This is a genomic window from Photobacterium sp. OFAV2-7 (assembly GCF_022347985.1).
Lineage (GTDB): Bacteria > Pseudomonadota > Gammaproteobacteria > Enterobacterales > Vibrionaceae > Photobacterium.
This window is the reverse complement of record NZ_JAKRFQ010000124.1, coordinates 1-8317: the sequence shown is the minus strand read 5'-3', so window position 1 is coordinate 8317 and position 8317 is coordinate 1. Positions and strand designations below refer to the sequence as shown.

The window sequence follows — 8317 nt, the reverse complement described above, 5'->3', positions numbered from 1 at the left end:
GTCTCTGATCCGTCGAGTTATCTGGTCGAAGGGGACCCGGGTGTCTGCCTGCGTAAAGGGGTGACAGTCGCTGGCAATGAAACCGGCGGAACCCAATTGCTCGATACAGAGGTGACTACACAGTTGGGCAAGGATGAAGCCGCGGATAATATTGGCGGGATCTTTGACTTCGTTGCGACAGGTCTGCCGCAAGTGGGACAGAGCTATCGCGTGGTCTTCCCGCAGCGTCGTCCGATCCCGGCCAATGCTGTATACCGTAAATATAAGGAAAGCTTAGGCTGGGTCGACTTCGTTGAAGATGCCGAGAACTCACTGGCCTCGGCACAAGGTGAAGCCGGTTACTGCCCGCCTCCGGGGGATGCTAGCTGGATGCAGGGACTGACAGAAGGTCACTGGTGTGTGCAGCTGACTATCCAGGATGGTGGTCCGAACGATGATGATGGTGTTGCCAATGGCAGCGTGGTGGATCCGGGCGGTGTTGCCGCGAAAGCAACCAGTAACACGATACCGAAAGCACAGGGAGATACCGTTTCTGTCAGCCGAAATGGTCATATCATGATTGATGCTCTGGCTAATGACAGTGATGCCGATGGCCATGCGCTGACCATTGCCAATGCCACGGTGGACTTCGGCTCTGTAGCTGTGGTCAATAACTGGCTGAGTTATACCGCTAAGGATCAGTTCTATGGCGTGGCGACGATTAACTACAGCGTGACGGACAATAATGGCGGAACTGACTTTGCGGATGTCACGGTGAAAGTCGTAAACAGCCAGACACCGGTGGCGGTGGATGATGAAGTGGAAACTGATGATAGGACATCCTTGGTCATTCGGGTACTGAGTAATGACAGTGATCCGGATGCGGACACACTGACTATTGTCTCCGCGGTGGCACAAAATGGGACTGTATCGATTAACAGTGATCAGACCTTGGCGTACACACCGAAAGTCGGATTTGAAGGTGTGGACACCATCACTTATGTGATCCGCGACTCGAATGGCTTGGAGGATACGGGCTTGGTGAAAGTCACAACAAAACTGACTCAGTCAGTGACAGTGGAAAATGAAGCGGGTGGTAGCCTTGGCGGGCTGACTCTGGCATTACTGGCGCTGTTCGGTCTGACTCGACGAGTTGGCAAGCGTGGATGGTTGATGCTGCTGGCGTTGCTGAGTTTTAACAGTCAGGCCAGCTGGTTTGTCGAATCCGATCTTGGTATGAGCAATGCACATGAACGTTCCGGGCTTGAGGCGGGAACTGTTGTCGACAGTGATGATACTGATTTCTACTGGACCGTAGGCGTCGGATATGAGTTCGACTCGGACTGGGCGCTGACAGCACGTTATATCGATCAGGGGCAGGGTAGTGCCACGATCCGCAATAATACGGCTACGCCGGAGGAGTACCATCAAAGGGTGGCAAAGTTCTCCCCTGTGCTGGCAAGCGGAATCGGGCTTGATGTACGTTACTTACTTTGGCAGTCAGAGTCAGTCTATCTGAATGTGAGTGTCGGAGGCATGTACTGGGAAGTGGATTTTGATAGCACCTATCAAGGGAACACCATTAGCAGCAGTGATGATGGTATCGATCCGTACCTGGGGCTAGAGCTTGGTTACGAGATAAATGATAACTGGGCTGTAGGCTTGGGGGCGACCCGCTATTTTATTGATGCCAACGATGTCGACGGTTTTGCCTTAAGGCTTAAGTATCGCTTTGGCGAAGAGGAGTAACATGCGGTATTGGTGGGAATAAGAGCGGAGTTGGTGGCGTTAGTTCAAGCTTTAAGCAATTGATTAAAATGTTGAAAATATTGCTTTACAAGCTTGGCGATGGCCCGTATTATTCGCCGCACTTACGGAGAGATGGCTGAGTGGTTGAAAGCACCGGTCTTGAAAACCGGCATACGTTTGTAGCGTATCTAGGGTTCAAATCCCTATCTCTCCGCCACATTCTAGAAATTGGGCACAAGCCGAGTTTCGTACAGAATTGGAGCGGTAGTTCAGTTGGTTAGAATACCGGCCTGTCACGCCGGGGGTCGCGGGTTCGAGTCCCGTCCGCTCCGCCACTGCTTAAAGCCCTTGTCGTTCGACAAGGGCTTTTTCGTATGCGTCGAATTTAGGGAAATTTGGCGTTCAGCATTCAATGACTGCTAACATGCTTCGATTAGCTTTGATTGTGGCTTTTGTGTGGCGATAGCCTGCATGACGCCAGAGGACATGATAACCATACAGCCTGCCAGTTGTAGTGGGGTGAGAGCTTGGCCGAAGAGCAGCCAGGCCAGCGAAACGACAGCAATCGGCTCGAGGTAGGACAGTGTGCCGAAAGTGGCCGAAGGTAGCTCACGTAGGGCGATAACGGCAAACAGGATTGCCAGGAAGCCGGGGATCAGCCCCGCTATTGCCAGCCAGGCCCATTGAGTCAGCGCGATGGGCTCATCTTGTGCCAGCATAAACGGCAGCATACAGGCGGCACCGACCATTAATTGATACCAGCTGCGGGTAAAGACGTGAACGTGCGGCGGAATGGAGCGATTGATCAAGATAAAGCCGCTATAACACACCATTGCAAGAACGGCGTACAGCATACCGAGCGCGTCCTGCGAGCCTGTTCCGAACTCAAGCTTAAATTCCATCATCATGGCAAAGCCCAATAAGGCAAGTAGGATCAGACCAACAGACTGAGTGTTTAGTCTTTCCGAGAATAGAAAATGGGCCGAGATCGAAGCGACGACGGGAGCCAGGTAAATCGTCATGATGGCATTGGCCATGCTGGTATAACTCATGGCCTGAATGTAAAAAACGATGAAGCCGGCAAGTAAGCCACCGTTGATTATGACTTGCCAGGAAGGCCAGCGTTTAAGGAGCGCGAGTTTTTTATCAATCGCTAAATAGCCCAGCATGATGAGTCCGCCGAGAAAGAGGCGAAAGAAGGTCACTGTTTCTGAGCTGAGGTTGGCATAAACGGCGATGGTGCCAATTGTTCCCATAAAAACGGCTGATAAAGCGGCCAGCACTAGATAGGGTGCTGTGCTGTGAGTCGATTTATCAAAGTTCATTCCGTGTCCTTTTGTTGCAATTTTGTTACTTTCAAATGGCTATCATACGGTTAATTATTAAAATTGCTATTGCAGCGCGCGTCTACTTACGGATTTTTGCTCTTAAGATTTACAACTCAATGATTTTAAGTAAGATATGCATCAATATTGAACGTTGTGCAATTAGTGCTAGATGTAAGATCGAATGATGAAAATAGTATTAGTGGAAGATGATTTCAGCTTTAGGGCCCAGCAAGAAAGCTACTTCACTCAGCACGGGTACGAAGTGGTTCTTTCGACTGAGTCATCGGCAGCCGAGCTGGTCAAAGCTCTGCAACCCGAGATCGTTATTATTGGTCTTGCCAATCCCGGGTGTGACAGTTTGGGGCTTTGTCGTCAGATCAGGCCGCATGTATCGAGTAAAATTTTGTTGTTAACCCCTTTTGAAGATGACATCGAACATGTGGCAGCCCTGGAAATCGGTGCTGATGATTTTATTCAAAAGCCAGTGTCACTTCGGGTTCTGCTGGCCCGGATTCGGGCCTTGCTACGCCGTAAACAGTTTGATAAGCCTGAGAAAAGTGCACCGGTACGAAAGAAAATTGAAGTTTGTAATGATAGGCTTGTTTGTGGATCTCTGAAGCTAAATAATGCACGAAAATGTTGTATGTTGGGAACCGAACAAGTGTCATTGACCGGTTCTGAATTTGATTTGCTGTGGTTGTTGGCCTCGCGATCGGATGAGGTGTTATCTCGTGAGTTTTTGGTCAAGACAATCCGGGGCATAGATTACGATGGTATAGATCGCACCATTGATAACAAGGTAGTGACCTTGCGTAAAAAGCTTGGTGATACGCCGTCGTTTCCAAGGAAAATCATCACCGTCAGAAGCAAAGGGTACTTATTTACACCAGACAGTTGGTAGTGTGCCGAAATAATAATCAAGGTTGAAGAAGATGTTAGGGAAAATATTGAAACGCACGCTATTAGGGATAATGGTTAGCGCGAGCCTGTCGACGACTGCAGCAGCGACGCCCGTCGGGTGGGATGAAGCTGGAAAAGCGTGGTTAAGCCAGCAATCTGCACATTTTTCTGTGCATTTTGTTGAAGGTCATGAACAAAGTGCCGCCAGGGTACTCGATATTGCCGAACGGGTGCGCCGTGAGCAACTGCCGTTTTTTCAGTCTGCACCGCAAGCCAGAACTGAAATCGTACTGGTCGATGACTTCGATTTTTCTAATGGATGGGCTACCCCGTTACCTTTTGCCCAGATCCGTCTGTTCATGAGCCCGCCGGAAGACGGCGGTGATTTGGCTACCAGTGATGACTGGCTTCACTTGCTGATCCGCCATGAATACGCCCACATTATGCATATGGAGCTAGCCACTGGGGCTCCTAAAGTCTTGCAGGGGGTATTTGGGCGACAGGCATTTTTCTTTCCTCATGCCTTAACCCCTTCTTTGTTGCTAGAAGGCCTGGCGGTGTATTTGGAAACCAATGAGGAGTTGGGTTATGGACGTCTTCAGAGCAGTCAATATGCAATGAAGATGCGCATGGAGGTGGCCAGCGGTGATCTTAAAGATTTAGAGCAGGTTGCGGTGGCTAACAGAGAGTGGCCGCTGGGCTACCAGTATCTCTATGGTGCTTATTTTATTCAATACTTGTCAGAGACTTATGGCGAAGAGAAAGTTCAGGCCTTTCTGACTGGTTATAGCCGCCGGATCATCCCGTATTTCTTGCTCAACCGCACGGCCAGACAGTCATTTGGTAAAGACTTCAATGCATTATGGTTAGATTTTCAGGCTTATCTGGAGAAAGAGTTTGCCCCGCAACTGGCCCAGTTACAGCAACAATCAGTTGTTGGTAAAGATCTTGGTATTGAGGGTGGGAAAGAGTTACAGCAGACCCCGTATCTGCAGGTAGTGACTCAGAGCCAAAGCGGCCTGCTGGTCAATCGCAACAACGGAGAAGATCGTCCGGAGATAGCATCGTTTGATCCGGAAAATGGCAGGTGGACACCGCTAACGGCCAGCAAGGATATTACCGCGATGTCATCGCACCCACAGTCTGGATTGGCGGCGTCTCGCCTTGTTCATTATGCCGATGGCAGAAGCTACAATGATTTGTTCCTATATCGTGATGGCCAGTGGCAGCAACTGACCGATCGCCAGCGTTTTCGAAATGTACGTTGGATGCCTGATGGCAAACAGCTAATCGCCAGTCGCAAGGTTGCGGGTGTCAGCGAGTTGTGGTTGGTGGATGCTCAATCTCTTGATCAGGAACAGGCTCCTGTTCGTATTTGGCGCGGTGATTCGGAAACGGTGCTAGGGACTTTCGACATCTCGCCGACAGGCAAAGAGCTGGTGGCTGCGGTGAAACGACCTCGGCAAGGCTGGAACCTGGAGACGCTGAGCCTCGATAGCAAGACATGGCAACCGATAACAGATACCAAAGCGGCTGAAAGCAGTCCGAGTTATCTCCCTGATGGTCGTATTCTGTATAGCGCCGATTATGAAGGTGTATTTGATGTTTATGTGCTTGATCAAAGCAGCGGCGAAGTTGAACAGTGGACGCGTGAGCTAGGCGGTGCACTTCGGCCTGTTTGGCAGCCTGGTGCCGGGCTGGTTTATCAGGCCTATGAGACAGAAGGGTACCAGTTGCGTTATTTGCCGGCACCTCGCGTACTCTCGACTCAACCTATTGAAAATCTGCAGGGCCGCTATGACTATCCGCCGGTCGTTGAGCAGGTGGTAGAAAAGAGCGAGCCTGAAGCCTATAGCCCATGGTCAACGCTCAGACCACATAATTGGTTGCCACTTGTATACATAGATGATGCCAGAACCCAGATTGGCGCACTGACCTTTGGCTCAGATGCCCTGGGACGCCATAACTATCAGCTGGCGGCAACATGGGATTTTGATAACGAGCTGGTTGATGCCAATCTTGTGTATCATTATGACAATCGCTGGATGGCTGTATTAAACAGTAGTCATGATTACGACAAGATGACCTTTAATGGTCGAAGTGATTACCGCATTACCCGTGATGACTATTTTGTGTTGCAGCGTAATCACATCGTAACCGCCTTTGAAGATCTGCTCAGCTTGCATGCCGGCGGGGTGCTCGATAAAGAGAGCCTGGTATCTCAACCTGACTTTGCCAGCATGATTGCGTTTAGGGAAACCAATGAAACGTTGGCGGGGCTGGCAGTAACGTTTGATAACCGTGAAGCCTATCTCAATGTACCGGGTATTGGCTGGGGGCATTATCTGGATGTTGTGGCTGAAACCAACGCCTTGTTTGACAGCGACTATGATGGTCAGAAGTATCAGGCCCAATGGAAGGGAACCTGGGACCTGCCGGGAAGAACGACCTTGACGGCAAGATTGGGGGGCGGCTATGCTGACGATGATGCCAAGCGTTTCCGTCTTGGCGGAAAGGACTTGTTCGAGGAATCGCGCCTGTTTGGCCGCGATACGCAAGCGCTGAGGGGCTACGATGATTCCGTCCAGCGAGGTCATCGCTATGCGACTCAAAGGCTGGAGCTGGAAACCTGGCTGGGACGGATAGAACGTAACTGGTCGTTGTATCCGGTGGGTGTCGGTGATGTGTCAGGCTCGGTTTTTGTCGATTCTGGAGCTGCCTGGGATTCCGGCGATGATCACAAGCAACTTACCGGTGTCGGTGCAGAAATTACGGTCGAGGCTGAGCTGGGATATAACCTGACGCTACCTATGACATTGGGCTATGCCCACGGACTCGATAGCAACCTGGGTAAAGACGAGGTGTACTTCACGGTATCAGGCAGCTTGTGGTAAACGCCCATACCCAAGTCATTCTCGTTGAAACGAGCATCTTGGGGTAGCTTTGGTATAACTATTGAGAATGTTGCGTCACAAGAGGTTGGCATAAACCTAGCATCACTATACTGATAACAGTTTCCATTACGTGAGTCGTCGAATGAAAACCGTCTATCTGGTGTGTGATATTGAGTTAAGCCAGGGAAGTAGCTTCTATGATTATTTGCGGGCCCTGAAAAGTCCGGATTGTCGCTATGTTCTTGTGACGCCAGCTATCAGTGAAGAGGCACGGGTGGCGCTTGAGCAAGATGGCTATCGCTGTCATTGCACCAGCCGCTGGTGGTTGTTTGCCAAGCTGCTATGGCTTTATCCTGCCGATATTGTTCATTTTCATTTCTATGGCTTGGGCCACCCACTCCTGCTGGTGGCCAGAGCATATTGCTCCAAAGTCGTGGTCTCAATTCATCACTCCCTTTCAAATGACACTGAAATGTCGGCTAGGACAAGGTTTAAAAGGTGGCTCTATAGCAAGCTGGTCTCGCGGTTGATTGCTGTTTCTCCCTTCGTCGAAGGATGGTTGAGGCAGGATGTACACCCGGATAAAGTCCATTTGATAACCAACGGGGTGGATACCGTCCGGTTTCATTACCAGGCCCCGGCCCCATTCAATGGCATTTTGCAATGCCTTTTTGTTGGCAATCTGATTGACCATAAAGGGCTCACGCTACTACTGGCGCTCTTTGAAAAGCCTGAAATCGCCGCGATTGCTCGCTTGACGATCATTGGTGACGGTGAGTTGCGACCAGAGATCGAACAGAAGGCCGAAACGAATCCGGCTGTTATCTATCTGGGCCCGAGCTCTCAGGTCGAAAAAGCCATGAAAACTGCCCATGTCATACTGATGCCCTCGCAATGGCATGAAGCGTTTGGTTATGTGGCAGCAGAAGCAATGGCATCAGGAAGAGCTGTGATTGCTCAGCCTAAAGGTGGGCTGGCACAGCTGTTTCAGCACGACTGTCAGGGCTGGTACCTGGATTTCAATAATCCGCAAAGAGTAAAGGAGCTTCTACAGAGATTATATTTATGTCCGAATGATTACTTTGATGCCGGTCGGGCAGCACGTAACTGGGCTGAATCTTATTTTTGTCTGAGTCGTCAAATCCATCAGACACACCTGCTATATCAGTCTCTATTAGGCCCTTCTACGGCAGGTGCCGTGCTCAGCTCCTATCATGGTCGCCGGTGATGAAAGTCTTGTATCTGAGTTACTTCTCGCCACCGCATTTGCATGCCAGCGCAAATCGAAGCCAGTGCTTTGCTCAATATCTCGCCCGGGCGGGGTGTGAGATCCTGCTGGTGAGAGAGCAAAGTCCACTGCGATATAGGAAACAGGAACAGCAGAGCTGTTGGCAGCATGACAGCCTGATTACCAACCAGGCTGTGGCTTCATGGAATATTGAATGTTTATGGCGTCGGGAGCAGGAT

5 protein-coding genes, 2 tRNA genes and 1 pseudogene are annotated in these 8317 nt (G+C 50.4%); 7 read left to right on the top strand and 1 reads right to left on the bottom strand.

Annotation, left to right across the window (positions count from 1 at the left end; translation table 11 throughout):
• The 3 genes from MHN01_RS09390 to MHN01_RS09380 form a co-directional block, all read left to right on the top strand.
• Nucleotides 1-1728, top strand: a 1728-nt coding sequence (locus MHN01_RS09390; protein WP_239411112.1) for an Ig-like domain-containing protein, incomplete at its 5' end; no start/stop codon positions are given.
• Nucleotides 1729-1854: 126 nt separating this feature from the next.
• Nucleotides 1855-1945: transfer RNA gene (locus MHN01_RS09385), tRNA-Ser, on the top strand.
• A gap of 41 nt (nucleotides 1946-1986) precedes the next feature.
• Nucleotides 1987-2063 (top strand) — tRNA-Asp (locus MHN01_RS09380).
• Between the two features lie 84 nt (nucleotides 2064-2147).
• Here the strand turns inward: MHN01_RS09380 and MHN01_RS09375 are convergent.
• Nucleotides 2148-3053, bottom strand: coding sequence for a DMT family transporter (locus MHN01_RS09375; protein WP_239411111.1), 906 nt, complete (start codon nucleotides 3051-3053; stop codon nucleotides 2148-2150).
• Nucleotides 3054-3237: 184 nt separating this feature from the next.
• Between MHN01_RS09375 and MHN01_RS09370 the strand changes: the two genes are divergently transcribed.
• The 4 genes and pseudogenes from MHN01_RS09370 to MHN01_RS09355 all read left to right on the top strand — a co-directional run.
• Nucleotides 3238-3957 (top strand): response regulator transcription factor, encoded by a 720-nt coding sequence (locus MHN01_RS09370; protein ID WP_239411110.1) that lies wholly within the window; start codon nucleotides 3238-3240, stop codon nucleotides 3955-3957.
• Nucleotides 3958-4003: 46 nt separating this feature from the next.
• The gene (locus MHN01_RS09365) at nucleotides 4004-6850 is read left to right on the top strand and encodes a hypothetical protein (RefSeq protein ID WP_370646478.1); all 2847 of its coding nucleotides are present in this window, start codon (nucleotides 4004-4006) and stop codon (nucleotides 6848-6850) included.
• Between the two features lie 142 nt (nucleotides 6851-6992).
• Nucleotides 6993-8078, top strand: coding sequence for a glycosyltransferase family 4 protein (locus MHN01_RS09360; RefSeq protein ID WP_239411108.1), 1086 nt, complete (start codon nucleotides 6993-6995; stop codon nucleotides 8076-8078).
• Nucleotides 8078-8317: pseudogene (locus MHN01_RS09355) on the top strand (hypothetical protein); the annotation flags it as partial. The gene MHN01_RS09360 and the pseudogene MHN01_RS09355, both read left to right, overlap by 1 nt.